The sequence below is a fragment of the Cysteiniphilum sp. QT6929 genome (assembly GCF_030035755.1).
GTDB classification, from domain to species: domain Bacteria; phylum Pseudomonadota; class Gammaproteobacteria; order Francisellales; family Francisellaceae; genus Caedibacter; species Caedibacter litoralis.
Window position 1 is genome coordinate 1,783,681 of sequence record NZ_CP103983.1, and the last position, 25,814, is coordinate 1,809,494.

The window sequence follows — 25,814 nt, forward strand, 5'->3', positions numbered from 1 at the left end:
AAATAGGCTTCTTTTCCATTGCTTATTAAGCTTTAAAGTTGGCGCACCCGAGACGATTTGAACGTCCGACCTTTGGCTCCGGAGGCCAACGCTCTATCCAGCTGAGCTACGGGTGCATAACTTTGCAAGCTAATAACCTTGCAGGGCTGTGAAGTTAGCAAAAATCATCATTAAAATCCAGTAACATATGCCCGAATCCCACAAAGATTTTGATTTTTTAACTTAATTGATCAACTCTAAAAGGTGAACGGCAGGGTGCTGTAATTGTTTATTGCTAAAACGTTTAACCTGACAGCGACAAGAGAAGCCTGTCGCCAGATATTGCTTGCTTTGATCTCTTGAGTCTATTTTCTTTTGCCAGCTTGAAGCATAAATCTCTTTGGATAACGCAAGGTTATCTTTTTCATGTCCAAAAGTGCCTGCCATGCCACAGCAACCAACTTTTTCAATCATGAGCTTAGCGCCAAAGGCTTTAAATATTTTTTGCCAGTGAAGCATCGATACTGCAGCAAGCGTGCGCTCTGAGCAGTGGGCTAGTAAGGATAATGTTGTCGCATGATCTTTGGCTTTAATATTAATAGCTGGCAGCTGTTTGACAAGCCATTCCTGTAATAGCTCAACTTTAAATTGTACTTGGTCTTTTAACACCGTGCGATATTCATCACGATAGACCAAGGTCATGCTCGGATCAATACCAATAAGCGGGACATTTAAACGAGCAATTTGATTATAAAAGGCAGTGGCTCGTGCAGCCTTTTTGTGGAAGTAAGTCAAGAACCCTTTAACGTGTGCGGCTTTACCATTTTCATAAAAGGGCAATACAAAGACATAAAACCCAAGTTTTGTTAATAAGTCATATACTGACAAGACAACTTCAGCGTTGTAAAAGCTAGTAAACGCATCTTGAACGATACAAACTGTTTTTTGTGGGTTGATTGCTTGTTTTTCTTTTAACTTTTCAATACTAAAGCTTGGCGCATTACGCTTTCTAAGACCTGCTTTTAGGGTTTCTTGAGAGAGCAGTGGCGCGTCAACAAGCTTAAGTTTATTGTTGATCCATGTCTTTATAAATGGTGCGGACTGTACTGAGTTCATAAACGATGGGCTTAAGCTTTGCCATTTAGCCGTTTGTTCGACATATTTAATCGCATAGTCCTTTAAAGGGCGCTTGTAGCGTTTATGATATTCTGCTAAAAACATCGGTTTCATCGCTGGCACATCAACCTTGATTGGGCAAGCAGTGGCACAAGCTTTGCAGCCTAAGCATTTATCGAGTGATTGATAGACCTCGTAAGAAAAGTCATTCTTATTGACGATTTGTTTTTTAGTGGATGAAGCAGTCGAAAATGGACTAGGCTTATAGTCTTTTTCAGCAAGTTGTTTTAACCATTCACGTAAAAGCGCGGTACGTCCTTTGGGTGAGTATACCCAGTTATGTGACACTTTTGCCGATGGGCACATCACTTGATCAGGATGGTAATTTAAGCAAGCGGCATTGCCATTGCAATCAAATGCGCCTGAGAACAGCTTTTGGGTGTTACTATCAACCTTGGCGTCTTCGGTGCCACGAAAGGGCCCATTGACTTTAACCAATTCGTCATCGCTGGCAAAAGGCACAACGATTTTACCTGGATTTAGTTTATTATACGGATCAAATGCTTTTTTGATTTTCTGTAAAGAAGTATGTAACTCATCACCAAAATAGTCTTTGACGTATTCGCTTCTAAAGCCTTTGCCATGCTCTGACCAATAAACGCCACCGTACTTTTTGACAAGATCGTTGACCTCTTTGGTTAATTTAACAACCAATGCTTGATCTTTCGGGTCATTCATATCCAAGGCGGGACGCATATGCAAGCAGCCAACGTCAACGTGACCAAACATCCCATAACGCAGATTATAACTATCTAAAAGCGCTCTTAATTCAACAATATAATCAGCAAGATTTTCAGGTGGGACAGCAGTGTCTTCCATAAATGGAATCGGCTTTTTAGCACCTTTCATTGCACCTAATAAGCCCACTCCCTTTTTGCGAAGCTCCCATAGTACAGCCATTTCATCACTATCGGTTGCAAGGTGGTAGCTACGTTCTTGTGTGTCTAGATGTTCTCTCGCTTGTTGAGTTTTAGCGCTTAACTCTTCATCGCTATGGGCAATAAATTCAATTAGATTAATGGCTGCAATGTCATGATTTGCATGCACTTCTAGCATGGGGCGAATTTGTGGGTAAATCTCATCCTCTTTAGCCAGTTTAAGGATGTTATCATCAATGGTTTCGATTGCTGCAGGGTTTAAGCTCAATAGATTTTTAGCATCGCGTAATGCCAAGTCAAAATCACTATAGCTAATGGCAAATAAGACTTTGTGGCTTGGAATAGTAGTGAGCTTTAACTTAAGCTTGGTAATAAATGCCAACGTGCCTTCAGCGCCTGAAATCAGATAATTAAGATTAACACTCTGTTCATGCGGATCATAACACTTAGCAAGATTATATCCCGTCATGAATCTGTCAAGTTTTGGAAATTGCTCAGTGATCTTGTCATATTGGGCAATCACTTCAGTTGCTACGGATTGATATATTTTGCTCAACAATGAGTGTCGCCTAGAGTGCTCATCGATAAGTGTATCGAGATTATTGGCATCTATTTTTTCAAATGACACACCCTCGCCATCACTAAGTACACACTCTAATTCCAATAAGTGTTCACTGGTGCGCCCATAAATACGTGAGCCTTTACCACAAGCATCTGTGCTTGCCATGCCACCGATCGTAGCGCGATTACTTGGTGATAGATTAGGTGCAAAAAACACTTTGTGTGGTGCCAGCACTTCATTCAGTTGATCAAGGACAACACCAGGCTCAACTGAAACATAATTTTCTTTTAGATTAATCTCTAAAATATTATTCATATAGCGACTAGTATCAATAATGATGCCAGAAGTTAGCGATTGACCATTGGTACCAGTGCCAGCACCGCGTGCGCTAAACTTAAGTGTCTGGAAGGCTTTGCTATTTGCCAAGGTGAAAATCTTGAGAATATCAGCCTGCTCTTTAGGGAAAAGAACAAGCTCAGGCACGACTTGATAGATACTATTATCAATTGAGCTACTGACTCGGGTGGCGTAATCATGCTGTATATCACCTTTAAAGCCTAAGGTTAGTAGTTCATTGGTAAACTCTTTGCAGTGAGCATGTTCAGTGGAAAATTTATCAAGAATAGGCAGCATCACGTCATTGCGTACAGATATTTTATATCGCACTAGTATCCCGCCAAGCCCTTTTGCTTGTCAAGCATTGTGCTTTGAGAATATTGTTTTAATTCAAGAGGCACATTCGGTTTGATTGGTTAAAATATAACGTTGCTTGAAAGTCAGTAGACTAATAGAGTGTGAATGCAGTCAAAGACATCACAAAAATAATGATCGAGTAATCAACTATTTTTTCGGGGATCATGGCAGCGACAGTGCTCACCAAGAACAAACCAAACATCACAAGAAAGCTAACACGCCAGTTGGCATAGGTCTGTATTAAGCCACCAATCACCGGAGCACCAGCAGATGCAAGCATAAAAAACAAACTGATCCAGCTGACGATTTGAATGAATTTATCCTTACTGACAGAATCTTGAACGATGACACGTGATAATGGTAGCAATGCGCCTGTGCCAACGCCCTGAATAATCCGTCCAACAATTAATGTATCAATGCTCCAAGCAAACATACAAAATATGCTACCAACAAGATAGATAATCGCACCGATATAAATGATCTTTTTGCGTCCCATCTTGTCAGACGCAGGACCGTAGAATAATTGAGAGAAAACTAATGCCACTAAAAATGCGCCAATTGTCATGCGCGCCATGCTTGAGCTTGCAGATAGCGCATGACTCATGCTTGGCAGACTTGGAGCATACATGTCTGATGCCATAAAGTAGCTGCAACCAAGCAATACGCTAATAATGCTTAATAGCAAGATGCTTGGTTTGTCGTTAGAAAGATTATGATTAGCCATAAATGCAAATGCAAATGCAATAAATAGAACATTTGTCCAATTTAGCGTTTATTGTTCAACTAAGTGCAAGAGGGGTGCCGAGCTTGCGAGGCGGGGTGTTGAAATAGGAAAAGTGCGTAACTTTGATTGCCTAAAATCAATAGTGCCTAAGTATTAGAATAAGAAGATAAAAGATCAGGATAAAACGTTATGAGTTTGTTTTTGTATCATTCGTTTGAGCATTGCTGTCAGTCGCCTGATTGCTGTTTTCAGTTTGCTCTAGCGCTTGATTTGCTTGTTTTTCTTGCTGCTCTTGTTCACGTTTTTGTTGGTAATATGTTTTAATATCAATGCCTTGAGAGCGCAGGTAAGCTTTTTCAGCAATTTCATCTAAACGCTGTTTAGCATAGGCAACATGATCATCACTAAAGCTTTCAACTGGCTTGCCATAAAGGTTAAAGCGTTGCTTGTGCTCAAGCACTGAGCGTTGATAGCGGGTGTCGCCAACATAGCGCTTGATCACTTTTTTTAGAACGTATTGGTCAATCGGCGCAAAATGTTCATTGTAATAAATCACTTCGATGTCATCACTAATGCCGATTTTTAATGGACGCTTATCGCGTGGATTGAAGCATTTTGGGAAGCGTGCGCAAAGCCATTTAAATAGACGTTGTTCTTCTTTGTAGAGTTCTTTTTGCAGATCGATCTCAATAATCAGTTCATCTTCTTGAGCGTCGGGCATGTCAACAACCAGCTCTTCATGTTGTTTTTGACCATATTGTGGCATGCGAAATGGTGTGCGTTGCTGATTGACGCGCTCTTGTCTTGTCTGAGGGGCTTGCTTGGTAGCAGTATTTGGTCTAGGTGTTGAGCTTGGCGCTTTGGTATCGCTTGTTTCATTGCGTTTTGCCGCATGCGCTTTACGTAAGCGATCTGTTTTGTCTTTGATGCTTTTGCCACCGACCAATGATTTTAGTAATGAAAAATCATTAAGTTTATTTCTACCGTCAGACATCTAAAATGTTCCTACTTTGTGTTTACTCGTATTTTGTTTTATACATTATTGCGGCAACTGTTTTTTAGATCTATGGGCAGTGATGAAAATGCTTTCCAGTCAATCTTGCTGCAGCAATAAGGCGGACATTATAGACACAATCCCAGCAAAAATCAGCACCTATCGGCTAATTTTGCGGGTGCCAGGATAAAAATAAAAAAAATCATTGACAACAAAACCAATCTTGCTAATATTCCTCCCTGTTGTGGCTACGTAGCTCAGTTGGTTAGAGCACAGCATTCATAATGCTGGGGTCACTGGTTCAAGTCCAGTCGTAGCTACCACTCTCAAAACCGTTTCTGGTGGGATTTCAAATGATTATAAATAACTGGAGTTACGCACTTTAGAAAAATTATGACTTTATAAACACCCCGTCAGCCTACGGCTGCCACCCCTCTTGCAAAGAGGGGAATTAGGCAACAGTAATTTTATATTCCCCTCTTTGCAAGAGGGGTGCCGAGCTTGTGAGGCGGGGTGTTGAAATAGAAAAAGTACGTAACTCCAGTAAATAATGTGACGAAAGATATTGTTGATCACATTGTGGTAGTTTAGCATTGCGGTATCGCTAATAAATAAACCTTAGAATAAAACATATGTATAAGCTGTATCATAACCCCCGCTGTAGTAAGTCGCGTGCGGCATTAGAATTTTTAACGCAAAATAATTATGACGTTGAAGTGATTGAATATCTCAATACACCGTTATCTCCAGCAGATATATTACGAATTTTAGAGAAGTTGACCGTTGCCAAGCACATGCTTATTCGCAGTGGTGATGATGATTTCAAAACTTTAAATATCAACGATGTTGAGAAACTCTTAGATAGTGAGATTGCAGAGATTTTAGTAAAAACACCTAAATTAATGCAGCGCCCAATATTGGAGACAAGAGACAAAGCTGCCATTGCACGTCCCTTGGAAGATATGATCGCTATTTTAGAATAGTTATCAAAGTGGCGTTTTTGACGTTTTTTGCTTTTTATTTTAGGGCGAATTGTCTACTATGAGCCCTTTATTGTCGATAGTGGTCGCATAACATGAAATTTACTTTATTAAAGAGGAGTGCCAAAGCGCGTCGCGGCACCTTGCAGTTTGAGCGTGGGCAGGTACAAACACCTGCGTTTATGCCAGTAGGTACCTATGGCGCGATCAAATCTTTGTCGCCTGAAGATGTTAAAGCTACGGGTGCTGAAATCTTACTTGGCAATACTTTCCACTTATGGCTGCGTCCAGGCACTGAGATTGTCAAAATGCATGGTGATTTGCATGATTTTATGCAGTGGCAAGGACCGATATTAACGGATTCGGGTGGCTTTCAAGTGTTTAGTCTGGGCGCGCTTAGAAAGCTTACTGAAGAAGGGGTTACCTTTCGCTCGCCACTTGATGGTTCTAAAGTGTTTTTAGATCCTGAGATATCAATGCAGATTCAGCGTGATCTAGGATCTGATATCGTGATGTGTTTTGATGAGTGTACACCGTATCCGGCAACAGAGCTTGAAACAAAGGCATCGATGGAGCTATCAATGCGCTGGGCATTAAGAAGTAAAGTTGCGCATGGTGATAATCCATCGGCTTTATTTGGGATTATCCAAGGCGGAATGTATGAGCATTTACGTGATCAATCTTTAAAAGCATTAACGGATATTGGCTTTGATGGTTATGCAATTGGTGGTTTGTCTGTTGGTGAGCCCAAGCCTGATATGATCCGTATTTTAGATCATACCGCGCATCAAATGCCTGAAGATAAGCCGCGTTATTTAATGGGTGTTGGTAAACCACAAGATCTGGTTGAGGGTGTACGCCGAGGCGTTGACATGTTTGATTGTGTGATGCCATCAAGAAATGCGAGAAATGGTCATTTGTTTGTCAAAAGCGGCGTTATCCGTATTCGTAACAGTCAATATAAAACAGATATAGCACCTTTGGATGAGAGTTGCGATTGTTATACTTGTAAGAATTTCTCAAGAAGTTATTTGCATCATTTGGATAAAACTAAGGAAAGCTTGGGTGCGCGTTTAAATACGATTCACAATATCACTTACTATCAGCGCTTGATGAAAAATATCCGTAACGCGCTAGATGAAGATCGTTTTGAGGATTTTGTAGAAGAATTTTATAACGATATTGGTCAACCGACGCCAGAGCTTAAAGCATAAAATGACACAATTGTGAATTGTGTATTTCAACCTTGCTAAGGCGATGGTAACATAAGCTTATTATAACCATGCCAATGCAAGATTCATGAGTATCTATTTATACAATTCATTATCTGGAAAAAAGGAGATTTTTCAGCCGATTAGCCCACAAAAATTAAAAATGTACGTCTGTGGTATGACGGTTTATGATGATTGTCATATTGGGCATGCGCGCACCCAGATCGCTTTTGATGTCATCGTGCGTTATTTTCGCTTTTGTAATTATGATGTAACTTATGTGCGCAATATCACTGATATTGACGATAAGATTATTAAGCGTGCCAATGAAAACGGTGAATCAACCGATGCACTCGTTGAGCGCACGATCAAAAGCATGTATGACGATTTAGATCGTTTAAATATCCTAAGACCTGATTTTGACCCACGAGCCACGCAAACGATTCCTGAAATGTGCCAGATGATCGAAAATCTGATTGCTAAGGGCTTTGCTTACGCACCCGGCAATGGTGATGTTTATTATCGCGTTGAGGAATTTAAAGACTATGGCAAATTAAGTAAGCAGAGTTTAGAGCATTTGCGTGTTGGTGCGCGGATTGAAAGTAATGAACAAAAAGAAAATCCTTTAGATTTTGTATTGTGGAAAGCTGCCAAAGCCGGTGAGCCAAGTTGGGAATCGCCATGGGGGCAGGGGCGCCCTGGTTGGCACATTGAGTGCTCGGCGATGTCAAAGAAGCTCTTGGGAGATAATTTTGATATTCATGCCGGTGGTTCGGATTTACGCTTCCCGCATCATGAGAATGAAATCGCACAATCGGAAGCGGCTAATGGTTGCAGCTTTGCTAATTATTGGCTGCACTCTGGCATGGTACAGGTTGATGATGAGAAGATGTCCAAATCATTGAATAACTTCTTTACCATTAAAGAGGTATTATCTGAGTATCACCCTGAAGTGGTGCGCTTCTTTTTGATTTCAGGGCAATATCGCAGTGAGATTAATTACTCTAAAGAGAATCTAGATCAGGCAAAAGCAGCAATTGAGCGTTTATACACGGCATTGCGTGGTCTTGAGATTACTGAAAATACTGTGGAAGTAGAAGAGGCAGCGCAGTATGTGAATGACTTCAAACAAGCGATGAATAATGACTTTAATACACCAGAGGCTTTGCCAGTGTTATTTGCCATTGCCAAAGAGATCAATAAATATCGCACAAGTGATCAACAAAAAGCAGCTGGCTTTGCTAAATTGTTATTAGAGCTTGCTAATGTATTAGGCATCCTTAAGCACTCGCCAGAGAGCTATTTTAAGCATAGCGGTGATAATGACCTAAGTGATGAGGTGATTGAAACTATGATTGCTGAGCGTACCCAAGCGAAAAAGAATAAAGACTATGCCAAAGCAGACCAGATTCGCCAAACGCTAGCAGAGCAAGGTGTATTGCTTGAAGACTCCGCAACGGGCACAATCTGGAAAAGAGCGTAAGGTACATAAAGCGTGAAAGAGGGTAAAAGATGAGTGATATATTTGGCGGGGATGTTAATGTCGATGCATTGGCACAGGACTTACATACAATCCGTGATTATTTGCGTTGGGCGACATCAAGATTTCTTGAAGCAGAGCTTTTTTATGGACATGGTACAGATTCGGCATGGGATGAAGCAGTACATTTAGTGCTGCAAGCACTTTACTTGCCATTGGATATTGATAATCGTATTTTGGATGCGCGTTTAACCCATTTGGAGCGTCAAAAAGTCATTAAGTGGGTTTACAGACGCGTGGTTGATCGTGTGCCATTGCCATATTTGACAAAAACGGCATGGTTTGCGGGGATGAAGTTCTATGTTGATCAACGCGTTATCGTGCCACGTTCACCAATTGGCGAGCTGATTCGCAATGAGTTTGAGCCATGGGTGAATCATCATAATGTTGAGCGCGTATTGGATCTATGTACTGGAAGTGGCTGTATCGGTATTGCGGCGGCACATGTATTTCCTGATGCAGAAGTGGTATTAAGTGATATCTCAGAGGATGCACTAGAGGTTGCTAAGCGTAATATCAAGCAGCATGATATGGAACAGCGTGTCACTGCCGTACAATCGGATTTGTTTGCAAATCTAGCGGGGCAAAAGTTTGATTTGATTATCTCTAATCCGCCGTATGTTGATATGAATGATTTAGCATCTATGCCGCAAGAGTATTTAAAAGAGCCGGCATTGGCATTAGGCTCAGGTGATGATGGCTTAGATATCACGCGTAAAATCTTGGTTGACGCGCTTGATTATCTGAATGAAGGTGGTGTGTTAATTGTGGAAGTTGGCAATAGTCAATATGCGTTACAAGAAGCTTTTCAAAGCGTACCTTTCACTTGGCTTAACTTTGAAGATGGAGGCGATGGCGTGTTCTTGTTAACCTATGATGAGCTCAAAACTTATCGATCAATATTTACCGAGGGCTACCAAGATGCCAGGTAATACATTAGGAACCTTATTTAAAGTCACTACCTTTGGTGAGAGTCATGGCTTAGCCTTAGGCGCCATTGTCGATGGCTGCCCGCCAGGACTATCATTGAGTGAAGAGGATCTGCAAGTAGATTTAGATCGACGTAAACCAGGGCAATCAAAATTTACCACACAGCGGCGCGAGCCCGATCAGGTCAAGATTCTATCCGGTGTGTTTGAGGGTAAAACAACAGGTACACCGATTGGCTTAATCATTGAAAACACCGATCAGAAATCCAAAGACTATGGCGAGATCAAAGATCAGTTTCGTCCTGGACATGCTGATTTTACCTATTTTTATAAATATGGTATTCGTGATTATCGCGGCGGTGGACGCTCATCAGCACGAGAAACAGCAATGCGTGTCGCCGCAGGTGCGATTGCCAAAAAGATATTAAAAGAGCGCTTTAATAGCGAAATATTTGGCTATGTTTCACAAATTGGTGATATTGAACTTGAGCTTAAAGATCAAAGTTTTATTGGGCAAAATCCTTTTTTCTGTGCGGATCCTCAAAAGATCCCCCAGCTTGAGGAGTTGATGCAGTCCATTCGCAAGCAAGGGGATTCTATTGGTGCAAAGGTCAATGTTGTCGCACGCAATATTCCTGTTGGATTGGGTGAACCAGTATTTGATCGCTTAGACGCTGATATTGCCAAAGCATTGATGAGTATTAATGCCGTTAAAGCAGTAGCTATTGGTGATGGTTTTGATGTTGTTAGCCAAAAAGGTAGTGAGCATCGCGATGAGTACATTAAAGACCAAGGCTTTTTAACTAATCACGCAGGTGGCATTTTAGGTGGGATTTCCTCAGGGCAAGATATTTTGGCGAGTATTGCCTTTAAACCCACCTCAAGCATTTTAGTGCCTGGGCGCTCAATTGATATTCATGGCGATCAATGTGAAGTCATTACCAAAGGGCGTCATGACCCATGTGTCGGCATTCGCGGTGTGCCCATTGCCGAGGCGATGTTGGCACTTGTGCTTGTTGATCACTATTTGCAGCACAAAGCGCAGAATTTGTAAATTTTATTTCCCAATACAAAAACTGCTAAATATCTTACAAAATATTACAAGATGCGACGCTATATGTCGCAAATGCCTTTTATCTTATTGCTTATCAACGCAATAAGGAGCTTGTGATGAATAATAAAGTTTTAGCAACATTACACAGTACGATCAATGCAATTAATAATGCCCCGACGTTGGCAAAGGTTGAAAAAAGTCTAAGTGCTGCGGCAGAAGATCTGCCAATGTATGGCGATGATATCTCTTTTGGCACAACAAAAGCATGGGTTTTTATTTGGTTGTTTGTCGCATTAGGTATTACGGTCGGCTATAGCGCGTTTGAGCTATATGCTAAAGAATGGCAGGTTAAGCTTTTGGTGGTGTCAGGACTTAGTTTTCTTGTCGCACTATGTATTTATATGCGCTTTGTGTACCCATTAAGCCATGCTGTTTCCAAGCTCACAAAATGTAGTTTCAATAAAATGCTTAAATTGCGATATGGCATTACTAAAAATGAGTCATTTAGCGCCAAAAAACTACGTGAACAATTCAAACGTTTTCCCGTTGGTGATCGCTCAAATGGTTTTCACATGTGTGTTGATAGCGAATTAGGTGGGCTAAAGCACCTTAAATTTGAGTACTTTTATGAGACAAAACACGAGACAACCACGACAGATGATAAAGGTAATACAAAAACTGAGGTTAGCTACACATCGCACTACATTCACGGATTGCTCTTTCAACAACGCGATTTCCCAAGGCTAAGTTTTGGCTTTGGTTGGCTAACAAACAAAAGGCTTTGGCATCCAACTTCACCAAATTTTAATAAACACTATCGCATAGATCGAGGGCATGAAATGGAACTTGCCAAGTATTTCACGCCGGCACGCGCCGAGAAATTAGCATCACTTAAATCAAGCTTACCAAGTAGTTTTTATTTGCAAAGTAATGAGCATGGAATATGCATCAGTTATGAAGGCAAGAATCTACTATCATTACGTGCACAGATGAGTAGCCGTAAGATTTTGTTATTTAAAGATTATTTGCAGCAGGCACATTTTCATAAATACCATGCGTTGATGCAGATTTTACAACAAGACTTAAAAATTAATTAGAAGGAGAAACAGATGTTAGCAACTTATCAATGGTACATTATTGGTGCAATTGCCCTTGTGGTATTGCTGATTATTATTGCGTTGTTTAATGGCATTATTAATGCAGAAAACCGTGCTAAACGCGGTTGGGCGGATGTTATTGCCTATGAGCGCAATAAGCTTAAACTGATGCCTGAGCTTGAGCGATTATGCAAGGGATATACCAGCTTTGAAGGGCAAACACAGATGCAAATAACTCAGTTGCGTCAAGCCATCGCCTCGCTCGATCAGTTTGATATTGAACCTGATAAGTTAAAGACAGTGCAAAATTTAGCAAGTGAGCTTAATAAGGGGTTGCAACTGCAAGTTGAGAATTATCCTGATCTAAAAGCCAGTAATGTATTTCAGCAATTAATGACGGATTGGCGCGAAACGCAGGAAAATGTAACAGCCGCTATTAGTGTTTATAACCATACGGTGGCACTGTTTAATGATAAAATACAGATGTTTCCGAGTAACGCGGTGAATGGAGCGCTTTTGAAACGCAAGGTATTAAAACCATTTCATGATGCCGAGGCGCAAATGAGTTTTGAATATCAGCCGAATTTTTAATATTATTGCAACGTGCAGTTATCAATTTCCCAACACCCCGCCGCGCAAGCTTGGCACCCCTCTTGCAAAGAGGGGAATGGGGCGTGTCGCTTAAACCCAAGCTATTACCTGCAATCCAATGACTTAAAATTATCAAAAACTTCTTTGACATTAAACATGGCAAAATGATTCACGAGCGTTATAGGGCAGTTAAGACCTGTGGTTATTTGAGTTTAGTTGTACGGCATATTTGTGATGTTAATGAAATAGATAAAGCATAGTATCGCAGCTATGGCAATGGTTATAAATTCCCCTCTTTGCAAGAGGGGTGGCAGCCGCAGGCTGACGGGGTGTTTTAAAAATAGCATCTAGAATTTAAACCGCTAGCTATACTGTTGCTATGGTATACCAATATTGGACTTGTCATGTATCCGTGGGATAAGTTGCCACAAAATAATCGTTTAAAGGTCTATGCTCGCGAGCTGAGGAAGGCAGGTAATTTGTCAGAAGTGCTATTATGGCAACAGTTAAAGGCAAAGCAACTTCTTGGTTTTAAGTTCGATCGGCAGAAAATTATTGGTCATTATATCGTTGATTTTTACTGCCACAGCTTGGGGGTGGTGATTGAAGTGGATGGCTACAGTCATGATTTTAAAGTGGCATATGATGCTGAAAGAGAAAGCTATTTGCGACAATATCAGCTGCAAGTAATTCATATTTTGGATCAAGATGTAAAACGCAATCTTCAAGGTGTGATGGATTATCTTAAGTGCGTTTTGGAGTCTCGTTTGCAATCGATTGATGGGCAGTATATGCCAAGAATTTAGAGCTGCTCTTCCAACACCCCGCCGCGCAAGCTTGGCACCCCTCTTGCAAAGAGGGGAATGGGGGCGTGTCGCTTAAACCCAAGCTATTACCTGCAATCCAATGACTTAAAATTATCAAAAACTTCTTTGACATTAAACACGGTAAAATGATTCACGAGCGTTATAGGGCAGTTAAGACCTGTGATTATTTGAGTTTAGTTGTACGGCATATTTGTGATGTTGGTGAAATAGATCAAACATAGCATCGTAGCTATGGCAATGATCATAAATTCCCCTCTTTGCAAGAGGGGTGGCAGCCGCAGGCTGACGGGGTGTTGCTTACTCAGGGATTAACTCACCATTAAATGCCCGTTGCATTAAGGCATCAAACTGTATTTCAAACTGTACCAAGCTTTGTTTAAGTTGTGCTTTTTGCGCTTCAATTGCTTCAATGATCGAGGCAAATTGGATTTGTTTATCCTTTGTAGGGATATATACCGCTATACTGTTTAAGTTTGCTTTATTTAGTTTTGGCTGTGCAGAACCTGTTACATAGGGTTCAAGGTCAATTGCATTTAGAAAAAAAGATAAAAAAACAAGATTACATGTGCCGTTGTCCGCCAATACATGAGCATGGTTATTTACCCAGTATTGTCCTTTAGCAATAAACGCAATTGGGGTTGTTCTTGATAGTAGATTTGCACCATCCTCACTTACAAGAAGGTGTGGAGTGTCGAAAATATATTGGTTGATGTGATCAATAATTCCTGATGCTCCATAGTACGGATATATGCCGTGCAAGTTATTGCGATCACTTAGCTTAAGTGGCTTACGATAACTGTCTTTGTTACAAACAATATCGCCAAGTTTTGATATTTCCCACCCCATTGGATTTGCTATTGGATCACCAAACATTTCCAAAAATGTGCTTTGCGCCAGTTGATCAAGCTTTTCGATTTGTTGTTTGCGGTTATCAATTAAGACCTGTGTTTGGTCAAGAATGGCAACTATTTTTTGTTGGGTAGGCAGTTTTGGTAGTGGGAGAACTATTTGATTCATTGCTGATTTTGTTAGTTTGCCACGGGTACTACCAGTAATATATTTATTTAAATTTGAATGATTTAAATAGTAATTTAAATATGAAAGATTGCTGATGTTATCAATGTTTTTTAATACATGGGCATGATTATTAACCCAGCATTTTTCTTTAACTAGGAAGGAACATTTTTGATTACTTCCCCATGTTCCACCATCCTCAGCAAGGCAGAGTATATTTTCATCAAAGATATATTCGTCAATATAGGTGAGAATATTGTTTGCTCCAATATAAGGGTATAATTTTCTATTCTCTTTGAGTCTGCGCTCAGATTCATTCAAAGGAACTCTCTTAGAATCTAAGCAATGAGTTACATCTCCCAAAGCAGCCATTGGATACATTACTTCTCCTCCAATAATTGCTGTAAATTGCTCAATCCTGACTGAATCTGACGCTCAAGGTCATTAATTTCAGCCAGGATTTCTGTCGTTGGTGGATACTCAATGGCTTGATGCTCGATCTCTTGGTAGCGGTTAATCGATAGATCGTAGTTATTAGCACGGATTTCTTCGATATCGACAACAAAGGCTTGCTTGGTTTTATCCGTTAGATCAAGTGTTGCTTGCTTGCGCCATTTATCGATTAAATCTGGTAGGTCATTATCAGCGATTTGATTACGTTTATCATCCAATGAAAAGCCATCATTTTTGACGTTATAGTAAAAGGTTTTGTCGGTTTTGCCCGCTTTTTGGAAAATCAAGATCGCGGTGGAAACACCAGCGTATGGCTTAAACACGCCAGAAGGCAGAGCAATAACCCCTTTTAATGCATTTTCTTCAACGAGCTTCTTGCGAATGGCAACATGGGCCTTGGATGAGCCAAATAATACACCATCAGGGACAATCGTTGCCGATCTGCCACCGTTTTTCAGCATGCGTAAAATCAGCGCTAAAAATAATAGTTCAGTTTTCTTGGTGCTAACAACATTTAAAATATCAGCGGCAACATCATCGGCATCCAGACTCCCTTTAAACGGTGGGTTGGCAAGGATTAGATCAAAATACTCATGCGCGTAAAGTTGTCTGTTGCCTTTATCATCTTTGCTAAAGCCTTTCGCTAAGGTGTCTTGATAGTGAATAAGGGGAGTATCAATGCCGTGAAGCATGAGATTCATCGCAGCAATTCTTAGCATCGTTGCATCAAAGTCAAAACCGTGTAAAAGATCACTTTGGATATGCTGGCGATAAGGTGTCAGTAGATCGCCGCTATAGGTTATTTGTCCATCTTCATGGCTGATGATCCCATCTTTTGAGGTAAAGGTCTTTTGTAAATACTCCATGGTCGCAACCAGAAAGCCTGCAGTGCCGCATGCCGGGTCACAGATACGTTCATATTCTGGGTTTGGATCCATGATCTCCACCATCATGTTGATAATATGCCTTGGTGTACGAAACTGCCCATTAATGCCTGCCGTTGTGAGCTTGGATAAGAGATATTCGTACAAATCGCCTTTGACGTCATTATTGGTAATCGGTAGGTTATCGATCATCTCAATGGCCTTGGTCAATAGCGATGGTTTTTGGATCATCAGTTGTGCGTCTTTCATATACTTGCCAAGCTTGTTATCTGTGCCGTCAGCTAATTCACGCATATGCTTGAACACTTTATCACGCACTGTTTCAAATACCTCGCCTGCAGGTAAGTTTTTAAAGTGTGACCAACGTAGATGTTGCTCATTGGCTTTGAAAATCGGGGTGAACTCGGTGTTGATCCAACGTGCTTGGAGTTCATTGTTACTTTCTTTAATATCTAGAAGACGCAAGAACATCAAAAAAGAAATCTGCTCAATAACCGTTAACGGATTGGTGACGCCACCGGTGTGAAAATGCAACCAAATGCTATCAATTTTGCTTTTTAAATCGCCTGTAATCATGTGTGATTTGTCTTAGAGTAGATGCTTTATTAATGGCAGTTGTTATAACGTAAAAGGCTAAGGATTGTAAATAGATTTTTAAACGTGATTATCGGTATATGCTGCTGCTTTGTCCAACACCCCGCCTCGTAGGCTGACGGGGTGTTGGCATAAACTGCACAAGCTTAGTTAGCAGTGGGGTTGTGTAAAAAGGGTGTCACAAGATTACGCATTACTTTAATGGTAATTTCATCGCTTTCAAATGCATCATAAAGTCCAGCATTCGATAAACTGTTAAATGGTACTCCAGTAAGCTCTTCGGCAGCAACAAAACCATTACGAATAATTTGGCGCTTCAACATATTAATCGCTTGCATGGCGGTTGCGCTAAGGTTTGGATGTGCTTCAATAAACGTATTAAAAGCTTTGTTAATCTCTAGCGGGTTACGTGGGAAAATAGCGCGTAATAACTTGGAGATATTATCCTTTGATTCAGGGAAAAAGTCATAGGCCTCTGTTAACGGGATGTTGGCATCTTTTTCAATGATAATCATCGCTTGGGCAATCTCATCACCGCTTAACTGGTCATCGCTGGTAAAGATTTTATCTAACAAGGCATATTGATCAAAAAGCGGTAACAGCTTCGTTTGAAAGTCATCCTTGCACTTGGCGTAATCTATCGTGCGTTCACCATAGGCTCGGTATTTGCATTCGCGGTAAATAATCTTATCGGGATTCTCTTCGATATCGATGACAATACGATTAAGGTACTCAGTGTAATCAGTGCGATTAAGCGTTGCCATTAGATCGCGCAATTGGTTGCGAATTGTCTCAAGCTCATTAAATTTAGCGTTTTCAAGTGCATCGGTTTCAACCAAGGATTTAATCTGCTCAAAATGTGTCTTGCAGATATCAGGGTTAAGTCGACTTAACAATTCTTTGATGCCATCGGCAATTTTAGGTGTTTTGCTTCCACCTTTTTCAACTTCAAGCGCGTATTGAGTCATCAGGTGATCAAAGTCATTAGCTTGTGAGTGACCGTTTTTAGGCAAATACTGCATTAAGTAGGCGATATCTTTAAGGGTGTGGATTGTTTGCGGTTTGAATATTTTGAGCGTATTAGCAGCAAGTATGGCGTCGATATCTCTTAGGCGCTCTTTAATACAAATGTTATTGCGTGGCAAAGCGATAAGATCTTCTTTGATCAGTGCGATAACATGGTCAAAATCTGTTTTTTGATCACGTGAGTTAAATAGCTCAGCCAGTGCTATACGCTTTAGCATAATACGCTCAGAGGTTGAGCGAGAACGTGAAGGCTGTGCAATAGTTTGGCGCTCGCCAAAGTGGTTAAAATTGCCATGATGATCAAAGATCTGGAAATACTCTTTGTGTTTATCAGGTCCAAATAGATTCTCGCAAGTCCGTGTGCCACGACCGATCATTTGCAGAAACTTAGTATATGAACGCACGGATTTGGCAAACACCAGATTAACGATCTCAGGAATATCAATACCCGTGTCAAGCATATCTACCGAAATGGCAATGCGCACATCTTTGTTATGGTCTGTTTTTTCACCGGTAAAATATGGCAAGAACATCTCGGCACTATGTTCTTCTTTGGAGGTGATTACCGTGCAAAAATTGCGTGCTTGAAGTTCAGGGTATAGCTCATCAAACACTTCTTTAAGTGTTAATGCGTGATTGTTATTTTGTGCAAAGACAATGGTTTTGCCAACAAGCCCATCAACAGCTGACTTGATGCCATTATCCATGAGATTACGCATGATTTGCTGACAAGTACTTTTTAGAAAGATCTTCTTGTTGATATGCGATGCTTCAATATTGTGCTTTTCTTTGTCTTCGTCACTCGCATCTTCCTCTAGATTGAAAGACTCTTCAAACTCGAGCTTTTGTTTAGCGGTGAGCTCATGATATTTGACACCATCGCGGGTAAATTGGGTTGAGTTCTCGATGTTTTTATAGTCGCATAGAAAACCTTCGGCAACACCTTGGTCATAACTGTAATGAAAAGTAGGAACACCATTTTCGCATTCAAAAAATTCAAAGGTATGGCGGTGAGTGAAGTTAACGGGCGTTGCCGTTAATCCGAGTTGAAAAGAGTCATAGTACAAAAACAAACTGCGATAGGTATTGTAAATGCCGCGATGTGACTCATCGCTAATAATCAAATCAAAGAAGCCAACGCTGAAACGATTAAAGTAATTATTCATCGTGTTGTAGGTTGCAAGATAAATGCGTGCATCTTGTGTGCTTGCAGATTTCTCATCAATTAAAGCAATCGGTTCGTTGGTTAAAAACTCTCTAAAGCGTGTTTCAGCCTGATTGCGCAGGGCAAGTCGATCACATAAGAATAAAATTCGCTTGGCTAATCCCGCGCGCAGTAACATGTCACAAATGCTTATAGCAACACGTGTCTTACCGGTGCCTGTTGCCAGAACAAGTAGAGCTTTACGATCCTTGATAGTGAGACCGCGACCAAACTGTTCAGCAACGGTAGCAACAGCACTAAGCTGATAAGCACGATTAGCAATCTCAGTGTTTTTGCTTAAGTTTGCTATAGGCTTGCGATATATCTGTTTTTGTAGTGCGTATTCAAGATCATCCTGTGAGTAGAAGCCATAAAGGCGGCGAGGTGTTTGCTCTGTATTGTCAAACCAAATATAAGTTTCATATCCATTACTGTAAAAAATCACAGGGCGCAAGCCTTGCTTTGCTTCAATCCCATCGGCATAGAGCTGAGCTTGTGATTTTCCAGCGCGTGCATCTTTCTTGGGTGATTTGGCCTCAATTACGCCAATGACTTTGCCATTTTCACCTAAGAGGACAAAATCAGCATAGCCATGATTTGACTTATTGCGATATTGCTCAGCAATACGAAATTCATCAATCACGTTGGGATCATTATCTTGTGGTAGACGCCAGTTAGCTTCAATTAACATGCTGTTAATGATATCGCGAGTACTAACTTCTTTAAGGTCCAGTGTACTTTGGCTTGATCTGCCACGTTCTTTGATAGCCGCAATTTCTTCAGTGGCTAAGCTGGTGACCTCTTGCTTAGCTAGGGCATTATTTTGTTCTAAAAGCTTGGCTTCAAGTTGTTTGATTTTATCTTCTAATGCTTTTTTATCTTCTTTTGCTTGTTTTACTTCCTCTTCTTTCAAAGTAATTACTTTGTGAGGTATTGGTTTTTTAAAGCGCGGTAACTGATCTTTAGTAACCCAGCCTTGGCTGATAGCAAACCACGCCGATACTAGATAGACACTTTGCAATGCTTCAAAAGCTTGGTTTGCTGTTGCTTTATGCTCATGCGTTGAATCATTACCGCAGAAACGTACACGGGTTAAGTGGCTTATGACTTCTTTGCCAACAAAGTCGGTGAAGTCATCATTTTGTAGTAGTGAAGCTAAGTTGTTGGTATAAGGAATCTGTAAATGATAGGCTTGATACATGCGCTTAACAAGCATCTCAGTAAAGGTACGTGATTTTGTGGCACTACCATTAGGGTCGCTATCCAAATATTTTTCAGCATATTGAATAATAACCAATTCATGCGTCATGTGCTTACTTAAAAATGAGAAGTTAGAATCCATCATGTGCTTAGCTCCATACTAAATTATGCGTGCCATGATACCATGCTTTAGTAATTTTAAGTTGAAAAAAACGCTAAGCCCCTTATTATTTAGCGCAATTTAAATGATTATCTAAAGGTGTAATATGAGTTTACCCTCACTTGGCGCTGTGGCAAAAGCCGGACTTTGCTCAATGACCGAATTATATGGTGCTCGAGATGCTTTAGTCTTTAATTGTTCACAGTCATTGTTGCAAAATAGCTTGGATGGCACGAAAAACTTCTTACATGATAAGCTTTGTTTGATACACCATGAACAGTATGCGTTAATCGGTGATATCAATACGCAAAGACGATTAAGTGACATGTCATTAAAGCTGCCGTTATCCTCAGATGGTGCTCAATATAATCCGCAGTTAGAGAACGTTGATGTATTGTTTGTACGTACTTACAATAAGGATATATTGAATTTCTGCTTTAGCGAGGTGATTGGACAACAACAAGCTCAGTATATTCGTAGCTATGGAGAGCGTGAGCAATTACCACGCTTTTATGGTTATGATGAATATTGCAAAAAGCTTTTTTGTTTTGAGGAAGTCATCAACAGGCTTAATAGTAATAAATCCACTGCTAAAAAGTTGGATATGATCAAAGAGATGTATCAGGCATTTTGGCAGCAAACGTGCTTAAGTCGTAGTAATCTGATTTTTTCATATGTTAAGCAGATTAATGAAAAAGGATTCAAAGTTGTCTGGGAGCCAGCAAAAAAATAAATAAATAAATAAACAAATAAACAAACAATGAGACATTATATGTCGCATCATTTGATTATGATGTTAATTATTGAGGTGACATTTTTAAAAAGTGATGATTTTAAAAACACCCCGTCAGCCTACGGCTGCCACCCCTCTTGTAAAGAGGGGAATGTAACACATCACCTTTTGCCTAATTCCCCTCTTTACAAGAGGAGTGCTTAAGCTTGCGAGGCGGGGTGTTGAAATAGAAACAGTACAAAATTTTAGTATTAGGAGATGTCAATGACACGTTATGAAGGAATGAAAATCAATGTTGATGGTATATTCACCTCAACCCCTAAGAATGTCTATATGACTTTAGCGCAAAAAAATGGCTATTATATTCCAAGCTATCAACGCCCTTATGCTTGGGATGCTGATGCCAAAACGAATATGAATGACTTATTTAATAGCATCAAAGAGGGAATGTTCTCTGATGATTTATCCGCATTAGTATTCTTTGGTGCGATTGTGTTGGTTGAAGATAATAATGGCAACTTGGATATTGAGCCCTGTGATCCACGTTCAATGCCATCACAGGTTTCTGTTGTTGTTGATGGTCAGCAGCGTTTGACAACTTTCACCTTAGTGGCAGCAAGGCTTTATCAACGTTTGCATCAAATTAATAAAAAGCTTAAAGAAGATAAGCGTTACTTTGAGAAGCTTGATGATGATAAGTTGATTGATAAAGCACAAATAGTAGGTATATACAATGATCTGAGTGCCTGTATTGGTACAGCAACTGGGGCAACTGTTGAAGTGTGTCGTATTCGCATGGCAGAGAGCAGTTTTGAGGGTAATCCTTATGGTTTTTATCCGCGCATCATTCGGATGTATGATGATTGCTGGTCAACTGCTCAAACAAAAGCATCATATACTTCAGATGTCGCCTCTTACTTATTTGAGTTGCGCCCAACAGATCGCGGTTATAATGGCGCATTAAAAGATTTGTTTAAAAGCATCGATTCAGAAATCAAAGAGACGGTACACTCTGACGAGATGATATCAGCATTTGACTCGGAAGATAGCCATTTACGTGCCTATTTGCAGGGATTTGATTTGGTGCAAATTGTTGATGATAGCTTGGCACTTAAGGGTGAGAAATATGCGCTTTTAAAAGAAGCGGCTGCTTTATTATATCTTACGGATTTTATCTTATACCGATGTGCATTTACGGTAATTAGTGTGACAAAAAATTCTTATTCACATAATATTTTTCAGGCTTTAAATACAACGGGTGAGCCATTAAATGCCATTGATACCTTTAAGCCCGAAGTCATTCGTTATGTGGGACATCAAGCCTATCAGCATTCAGCTGAGTACCAACTGTTTGAAGCGATTCAAGCACTATTAAATGCTAAGCCGAATAAGACAAAGCCTAAATTGCTTGAAGCGTTTATTGCCGACTTTGGTTATATTTTTACTGGTGGTGCCAGCAAGGTTAACAAAAGTTTAAAGGCGCAGCGACAATTTCTAATTGAGCAATATCTAGCAATTGATCCTGATGCACGTGAAGCAAAAACACAGTTTGTGCAAACAATTCATGATCATCTAATGTTTGGTTATGCCTTTATCAATCATAAAAAGGTGAGTGAAAACTTTGTGTATGATGGGCTTTTGCCACAAGATGCATTACTCCTGAATTTTTTAAAAGAAAACGAATGGAATATCGTCCGTCCATTGATAAGTGCGCTGCGCTTACAGTCACAACATGATTTTAAAGAGGGCATGAGAGCATTAGCAGCTTTTATTGTTTTGGCAAAATTAAGAGTTGTAAATGCACCGATCAAAACAATGCTAGATGCTTTTTGGCGTGAGTGTATTGGCAATATCAATGCAGCAGCCTTAAAAAGCTATTTGCAGAATAAGGCCAAAGAAGATTCATGGGAGCTGGCTGATCAAACGCTATGGCAACAGCGTGTGGCACATAATGATATCTTGGATGTGACAAAACTTCGTGGGGTTGCCAAGCTTGCCATTTTAAGCAGTTTTAACGATGCGCAATTAATGTGCCTTGACGCCTATAGTTTGTTGAAGCTACCTGACGAAAAAAGTACAGCTAATTCAGATCATCGCTTTGAGATGACTCAAATGGAGCAGAAAAATAAGAATGCACCTAATCGTTGGAGTAATGTGACGGTTGTGCCACTAGATTTGGAAACTCACTGGTTGCCACAAGAGGAAATAGGGCAAGGGCAAGAAAACTATCAGCATTTATTGCAACAAGTTGGGGAGGATGCCTGCTATGTGTCTTATCTTAAGGGAGAGACGGCATTTAGTGATAAACGTTTACAGTTGGAGCAGTGCATTAAAAAACATTTGTTTGATAAATTTGCATGTTACAACAAGGCAAAAGAGATTGCTAAAGATACGATCGAAAAAGAAGAGTTACAGGCAGAGGTTTGGTTGAGTAATGTATATACGACATTTTCACGAATGTTGTGGACTGATGTGCATATTGATAATGCGCAGGAAGTAGAGGCTGAAAGCTATGTTTGATAGTGCGTTAGCTCAGGTTAATACGAAACTTGGGCGCCTGCTATTTTTATTCAACAACATTCCCTTATCACCTCAGAGTATTAGCACGACTGATTTGCATAAAAAAATGTGTGAATACGGTGCGGAGATCACTAAAAAAACGTGTGAACGTGATCTGGAGTTTTTGCAGGACTTAAGTGCACTTCTGATGACCAAAAAGGGACGTGCTAATCATTATTCATGGGATCGCAACGCGAGCTTTCTTAATTTTTCACGCTTTTCACAAGATGTGTCGCTTTATTTGCTCTTCGCAGATTCACATTTGCGCTATTTAACACCAGTAAATGTTAATCAGAAGATTGTCCCAGTTATCGAGCATGCACATAAGACATTAAAGAAAAGTCAGTATCAAACAAGTCGCTCATGGATTGATAAATTTGCGATGACCTCCCGCAGTGCGGTTCTCAAGGCAGCTGCGATTAATGAGCAGGTTTTTGGTAAGTTAACGGAGGCGATTTATCATGAACGACGCATCAAACTAGATTATGTTAAGCGTGGTAAGAGTGTTGTTGATACCTACGAAGGCATGCCATTAGGTTTGTCATTAAAAGATCATGCAATGTATTTATGGTTGCAAAAAGAAGATGATAATGCAGGTAGCCGGCGTTCGTTACATGTGCAACGGATTCAGCAAATAGAAGTGTTGGATGAGCCGTTTATTTATCCTAAGGATTTTAATTTGCATCATGCAGTCGAGCAAGGTATTGAGTATTTGAGCGAAAAACCTGAGAAGGTAGTTCTTAGAGCTTATCGCAATGAACGCTATGATACAGGGCTACATTTTGAGGAGAATAAACTTGCAGATGATCAACAGATCACTCATCATCCGGAGTATACTGAAATTAGCGCAACACTGAAGGTTAGCGGTGAATTTGTCTGGTGGGTGTTAGGGTTTGGCGCGCATCTTGAGGTAGTTGAGCCTAAAGTGTTACGTGAGAGTATCACTCAGCACTTAAAGCAAATGCAAATGCGATATTTTTAAATTTACTGGAGTTGCGCATTTTAGAAAAAATCTATGATTTTATAAACACCCCGTCAGCCTACGGCTGCCACCCCTCTTGCAAAGAGGGGAATTAGGCGATGGTTATTTTATATTCCCCTCTTTGCAAGAGGGGTGCCGAACTTGCGAGGCGGGGTGTTGAAGTAGGAAAAGTGTGTAACCTCAGTGAATTTTATTTACCAATACAAAAGCTACTAAATATCTCACCCAAAAGATCATCGGCGCTAAACTCACCAGTAATCGAAGAAAGCTGCTTTTGGGCGAGATTTAATTCTTCAGCTAATAGCTCACCATCTTTATGCATCAAGTGACTAGAAGCCATCTCTAGGTGATCCTGTGCTTTAGTTAAGGAATTAATATGACGTTTTCTCGCGGTAAATACGCCTTCAGTGGTTTGCTCATAGCCAATGGCTTTAAGCAGATAATCGCGCAGCTTATTGATGCCAATATCATGCTTGGCAGAGATATATAGGTGATTGTCGTGATTCTCGCTGTTGTTATCAGTTAGATCAACTTTATTGTAGATATAAGTAATCGGGATATGTGATGGAATATGCGTGAAAAACTCAGGGGCAAGATCGGTGATTTTTTTATCTTTGGTATCGTTAATATCAGCGACTAATAGAATATGATCCGCTTTTTTAATTGCCTCTAGCGCGCGTCTTACACCTTCGGTTTCAATCACATCATTGCTGACTCTAAGCCCTGCAGTATCGATAATATGCACAGGAATGCCATTGATTTGGATATATTCGCGTAAGGTATCACGCGTGGTTCCCTCAATGTCAGTAACAATCGCACTTTCCTTGCCTGCTAAGGCATTTAATAAACTTGATTTACCCGCATTTGGCTTGCCAGCGATAACGATCTCAACGCCTTCGCGTAATAATGCCCCTTGTTTGGAGTTATGCAGTACTGAATCAACATTATGTTGTACGTGTAGTAATTGCGTTTTGATATGTTCATCAGCCAAAAAGTCGATTTCTTCCTCAGGAAAATCAATCGCCGCTTCAACATGAATGCGTAGCTGAATTAACGATTCAACTAAAGTATCAATATGTTGAGAGAAGTCCCCTTGCAATGAACGCATTGCTGATTTAGCCGCTTGTTCAGATGACGCATCAATCATATCGGCAATGGCCTCAGCTTGGGCTAAGTCAATTTTGTCATTAAGGTAAGCACGTTCGGTAAACTCGCCAGGTTTTGCAAGGCGCGCACCGTGCTCAATAGCGGTTTGCAAGATAAGGTTTAATACCACAGGTCCACCATGAGCTTGCAGTTCAACAACATCCTCACCCGTATAGGAATGAGGCGCTTTAAAATACAATGCAATGCCTTGATCTAATGTTTCATTATTGACGTCTTTAAATGGGAGAAAATGGGCGTGTCTCGCCTTAAGATGTGTTTGTGTGATCTTATGCGCAATGGCATAGGCGTCTTTGCCGGAAATGCGAATAATGCCAACGCCACCCTTCCCAGGGGCTGTAGCAATTGCGGCAATTGTATCAGAGTTGATAAGCATTTTAAGGTTAAGTACATAATATAAATATGCGGGTTAGGATAGCGGATTTTATCCCCATCGGAAATAACTTAATTGAGCTAATGCATGTGATTATTGTTTGGCGGAGACTATGATTTTATAAACACCCCGTCAGCCTACGGCTGCCACCCCTCTTGCAAAGAGGGGAATTGGGCGACGGCGATGTGATATTCCCCTCTTTGCAAGAGGGGTGCCGAGCTTGCGAGGCGGGG

18 protein-coding genes and 2 tRNA genes are annotated in these 25,814 nt (G+C 40.5%); 12 read left to right on the forward strand and 8 right to left on the reverse strand.

Annotation, left to right across the window (positions count from 1 at the left end):
• Positions 1 to 39: 39 nt before the first annotated feature.
• The 4 genes from NYP54_RS07820 to NYP54_RS07835 form a co-directional block, all read right to left on the reverse strand.
• A tRNA-Arg gene (locus NYP54_RS07820) sits at positions 40 to 116 on the reverse strand.
• A 106-nt stretch (positions 117 to 222) separates the two neighbouring features.
• The gene (locus NYP54_RS07825; protein WP_283157526.1) at positions 223 to 3,228 is read right to left on the reverse strand and encodes an FAD-binding and (Fe-S)-binding domain-containing protein; all 3,006 of its coding nucleotides are present in this window, start codon (positions 3,226 to 3,228) and stop codon (positions 223 to 225) included.
• A gap of 151 nt (positions 3,229 to 3,379) precedes the next feature.
• Positions 3,380 to 4,012, reverse strand: a complete 633-nt coding sequence (locus tag NYP54_RS07830) for an MFS transporter (protein WP_283156041.1) — start codon at positions 4,010 to 4,012, stop codon at positions 3,380 to 3,382.
• 187 nt (positions 4,013 to 4,199) lie between these two features.
• Positions 4,200 to 5,006 (reverse strand): ProQ/FINO family protein, encoded by an 807-nt coding sequence (locus NYP54_RS07835; protein ID WP_283156042.1) that lies wholly within the window; start codon positions 5,004 to 5,006, stop codon positions 4,200 to 4,202.
• 246 nt (positions 5,007 to 5,252) lie between these two features.
• On the opposite strand from NYP54_RS07835, the gene NYP54_RS07840 reads away from it, so the two are divergent.
• From NYP54_RS07840 to NYP54_RS07880, 9 genes are all read left to right on the forward strand, one after another.
• Positions 5,253 to 5,329, forward strand: a tRNA-Met gene (locus NYP54_RS07840).
• Between the two features lie 309 nt (positions 5,330 to 5,638).
• Complete coding sequence (locus NYP54_RS07845; RefSeq protein ID WP_283156043.1) at positions 5,639 to 5,989, forward strand: ArsC/Spx/MgsR family protein; 351 nt, start codon at positions 5,639 to 5,641, stop codon at positions 5,987 to 5,989.
• A 92-nt stretch (positions 5,990 to 6,081) separates the two neighbouring features.
• Positions 6,082 to 7,200 carry a tRNA guanosine(34) transglycosylase Tgt gene (gene tgt, locus NYP54_RS07850; RefSeq protein ID WP_283156044.1) on the forward strand — a complete coding sequence of 373 codons (1,119 nt, stop codon included), beginning with the start codon at positions 6,082 to 6,084 and terminating at the stop codon, positions 7,198 to 7,200.
• An 85-nt stretch (positions 7,201 to 7,285) separates the two neighbouring features.
• Positions 7,286 to 8,680, forward strand: a complete 1,395-nt coding sequence (gene cysS, locus NYP54_RS07855; RefSeq protein WP_283156045.1) for a cysteine--tRNA ligase — start codon at positions 7,286 to 7,288, stop codon at positions 8,678 to 8,680.
• A 29-nt stretch (positions 8,681 to 8,709) separates the two neighbouring features.
• A complete protein-coding gene (gene prmB, locus NYP54_RS07860) occupies positions 8,710 to 9,669 on the forward strand; it encodes a 50S ribosomal protein L3 N(5)-glutamine methyltransferase (RefSeq protein WP_283156046.1) in 960 nt (319 codons plus the stop codon).
• Positions 9,659 to 10,720, forward strand: coding sequence for a chorismate synthase (gene aroC / locus NYP54_RS07865; RefSeq protein ID WP_283156047.1), 1,062 nt, complete (start codon positions 9,659 to 9,661; stop codon positions 10,718 to 10,720). Before prmB ends, aroC begins: the two co-directional genes overlap by 11 nt.
• Positions 10,721 to 10,836: 116 nt before the next feature.
• Positions 10,837 to 11,817 carry a hypothetical protein gene (locus NYP54_RS07870; RefSeq protein ID WP_283156048.1) on the forward strand — a complete coding sequence of 327 codons (981 nt, stop codon included), beginning with the start codon at positions 10,837 to 10,839 and terminating at the stop codon, positions 11,815 to 11,817.
• A 12-nt stretch (positions 11,818 to 11,829) separates the two neighbouring features.
• Positions 11,830 to 12,408 carry a LemA family protein gene (locus NYP54_RS07875; protein WP_283156049.1) on the forward strand — a complete coding sequence of 193 codons (579 nt, stop codon included), beginning with the start codon at positions 11,830 to 11,832 and terminating at the stop codon, positions 12,406 to 12,408.
• A gap of 404 nt (positions 12,409 to 12,812) precedes the next feature.
• A complete protein-coding gene (locus NYP54_RS07880; protein ID WP_283156050.1) occupies positions 12,813 to 13,214 on the forward strand; it encodes a DUF559 domain-containing protein in 402 nt (133 codons plus the stop codon).
• Between the two features lie 318 nt (positions 13,215 to 13,532).
• On the opposite strand, the gene NYP54_RS07885 is transcribed toward NYP54_RS07880, so the two are convergent.
• The 3 genes from NYP54_RS07885 to NYP54_RS07895 all read right to left on the reverse strand — a co-directional run bounded on the left by NYP54_RS07885 (position 13,533) and on the right by NYP54_RS07895 (position 19,755).
• The gene (locus tag NYP54_RS07885; RefSeq protein WP_283156051.1) at positions 13,533 to 14,630 is read right to left on the reverse strand and encodes a restriction endonuclease subunit S; all 1,098 of its coding nucleotides are present in this window, start codon (positions 14,628 to 14,630) and stop codon (positions 13,533 to 13,535) included.
• Complete coding sequence (locus NYP54_RS07890; RefSeq protein WP_283156052.1) at positions 14,630 to 16,162, reverse strand: class I SAM-dependent DNA methyltransferase; 1,533 nt, start codon at positions 16,160 to 16,162, stop codon at positions 14,630 to 14,632. The genes NYP54_RS07885 and NYP54_RS07890 overlap by 1 nt, the downstream gene beginning before the upstream one ends.
• Positions 16,163 to 16,326: 164 nt before the next feature.
• Positions 16,327 to 19,755: a DEAD/DEAH box helicase family protein gene (locus tag NYP54_RS07895; RefSeq protein WP_283156053.1), complete on the reverse strand. Its 3,429-nt coding sequence runs from the start codon at positions 19,753 to 19,755 to the stop codon at positions 16,327 to 16,329.
• Between the two features lie 121 nt (positions 19,756 to 19,876).
• On the opposite strand from NYP54_RS07895, the gene NYP54_RS07900 reads away from it, so the two are divergent.
• The 3 genes from NYP54_RS07900 (at position 19,877) to NYP54_RS07910 (ending at position 24,044) form a co-directional block, all read left to right on the forward strand.
• The gene (locus NYP54_RS07900; protein ID WP_283156054.1) at positions 19,877 to 20,503 is read left to right on the forward strand and encodes a hypothetical protein; all 627 of its coding nucleotides are present in this window, start codon (positions 19,877 to 19,879) and stop codon (positions 20,501 to 20,503) included.
• A 264-nt stretch (positions 20,504 to 20,767) separates the two neighbouring features.
• Positions 20,768 to 23,023, forward strand: coding sequence for a DUF262 domain-containing protein (locus NYP54_RS07905; RefSeq protein ID WP_283156055.1), 2,256 nt, complete (start codon positions 20,768 to 20,770; stop codon positions 23,021 to 23,023).
• Positions 23,016 to 24,044, forward strand: a complete 1,029-nt coding sequence (locus NYP54_RS07910) for a WYL domain-containing protein (protein ID WP_283156056.1) — start codon at positions 23,016 to 23,018, stop codon at positions 24,042 to 24,044. The genes NYP54_RS07905 and NYP54_RS07910 overlap by 8 nt, the downstream gene beginning before the upstream one ends.
• Positions 24,045 to 24,234: 190 nt before the next feature.
• Here the strand turns inward: NYP54_RS07910 and mnmE are convergent, their stop codons facing one another.
• Positions 24,235 to 25,584, reverse strand: coding sequence for a tRNA uridine-5-carboxymethylaminomethyl(34) synthesis GTPase MnmE (gene mnmE, locus NYP54_RS07915; RefSeq protein ID WP_283156057.1), 1,350 nt, complete (start codon positions 25,582 to 25,584; stop codon positions 24,235 to 24,237).
• Positions 25,585 to 25,814 lie beyond the last annotated feature (230 nt).

What these genes read in the sequence shown, in the direction of transcription:
- NYP54_RS07870 (WP_283156048.1), top strand. Translation starts at nt 10,837, where the DNA reads ATGAATAATAAAGTTTTAGCAACATTACACAGTACGATCAATGCAATT.
- NYP54_RS07885 (WP_283156051.1), bottom strand. Translation starts at nt 14,630, where the DNA reads ATGTATCCAATGGCTGCTTTGGGAGATGTAACTCATTGCTTAGATTCT.
- NYP54_RS07895 (WP_283156053.1), bottom strand. Translation starts at nt 19,755, where the DNA reads ATGATGGATTCTAACTTCTCATTTTTAAGTAAGCACATGACGCATGAA.
- NYP54_RS07835 (WP_283156042.1), bottom strand. Translation starts at nt 5,006, where the DNA reads ATGTCTGACGGTAGAAATAAACTTAATGATTTTTCATTACTAAAATCA.
- aroC (WP_283156047.1), top strand. Translation starts at nt 9,659, where the DNA reads ATGCCAGGTAATACATTAGGAACCTTATTTAAAGTCACTACCTTTGGT.
- NYP54_RS07880 (WP_283156050.1), top strand. Translation starts at nt 12,813, where the DNA reads ATGTATCCGTGGGATAAGTTGCCACAAAATAATCGTTTAAAGGTCTAT.
- prmB (WP_283156046.1), top strand. Translation starts at nt 8,710, where the DNA reads ATGAGTGATATATTTGGCGGGGATGTTAATGTCGATGCATTGGCACAG.
- tgt (WP_283156044.1), top strand. Translation starts at nt 6,082, where the DNA reads ATGAAATTTACTTTATTAAAGAGGAGTGCCAAAGCGCGTCGCGGCACC.
- NYP54_RS07845 (WP_283156043.1), top strand. Translation starts at nt 5,639, where the DNA reads ATGTATAAGCTGTATCATAACCCCCGCTGTAGTAAGTCGCGTGCGGCA.
- NYP54_RS07830 (WP_283156041.1), bottom strand. Translation starts at nt 4,012, where the DNA reads ATGGCTAATCATAATCTTTCTAACGACAAACCAAGCATCTTGCTATTA.
- NYP54_RS07900 (WP_283156054.1), top strand. Translation starts at nt 19,877, where the DNA reads ATGAGTTTACCCTCACTTGGCGCTGTGGCAAAAGCCGGACTTTGCTCA.
- cysS (WP_283156045.1), top strand. Translation starts at nt 7,286, where the DNA reads ATGAGTATCTATTTATACAATTCATTATCTGGAAAAAAGGAGATTTTT.
- NYP54_RS07875 (WP_283156049.1), top strand. Translation starts at nt 11,830, where the DNA reads ATGTTAGCAACTTATCAATGGTACATTATTGGTGCAATTGCCCTTGTG.
- NYP54_RS07825 (WP_283157526.1), bottom strand. Translation starts at nt 3,228, where the DNA reads ATGCTGCCTATTCTTGATAAATTTTCCACTGAACATGCTCACTGCAAA.
- mnmE (WP_283156057.1), bottom strand. Translation starts at nt 25,584, where the DNA reads ATGCTTATCAACTCTGATACAATTGCCGCAATTGCTACAGCCCCTGGG.
- NYP54_RS07890 (WP_283156052.1), bottom strand. Translation starts at nt 16,162, where the DNA reads ATGATTACAGGCGATTTAAAAAGCAAAATTGATAGCATTTGGTTGCAT.
- NYP54_RS07910 (WP_283156056.1), top strand. Translation starts at nt 23,016, where the DNA reads ATGTTTGATAGTGCGTTAGCTCAGGTTAATACGAAACTTGGGCGCCTG.
- NYP54_RS07905 (WP_283156055.1), top strand. Translation starts at nt 20,768, where the DNA reads ATGACACGTTATGAAGGAATGAAAATCAATGTTGATGGTATATTCACC.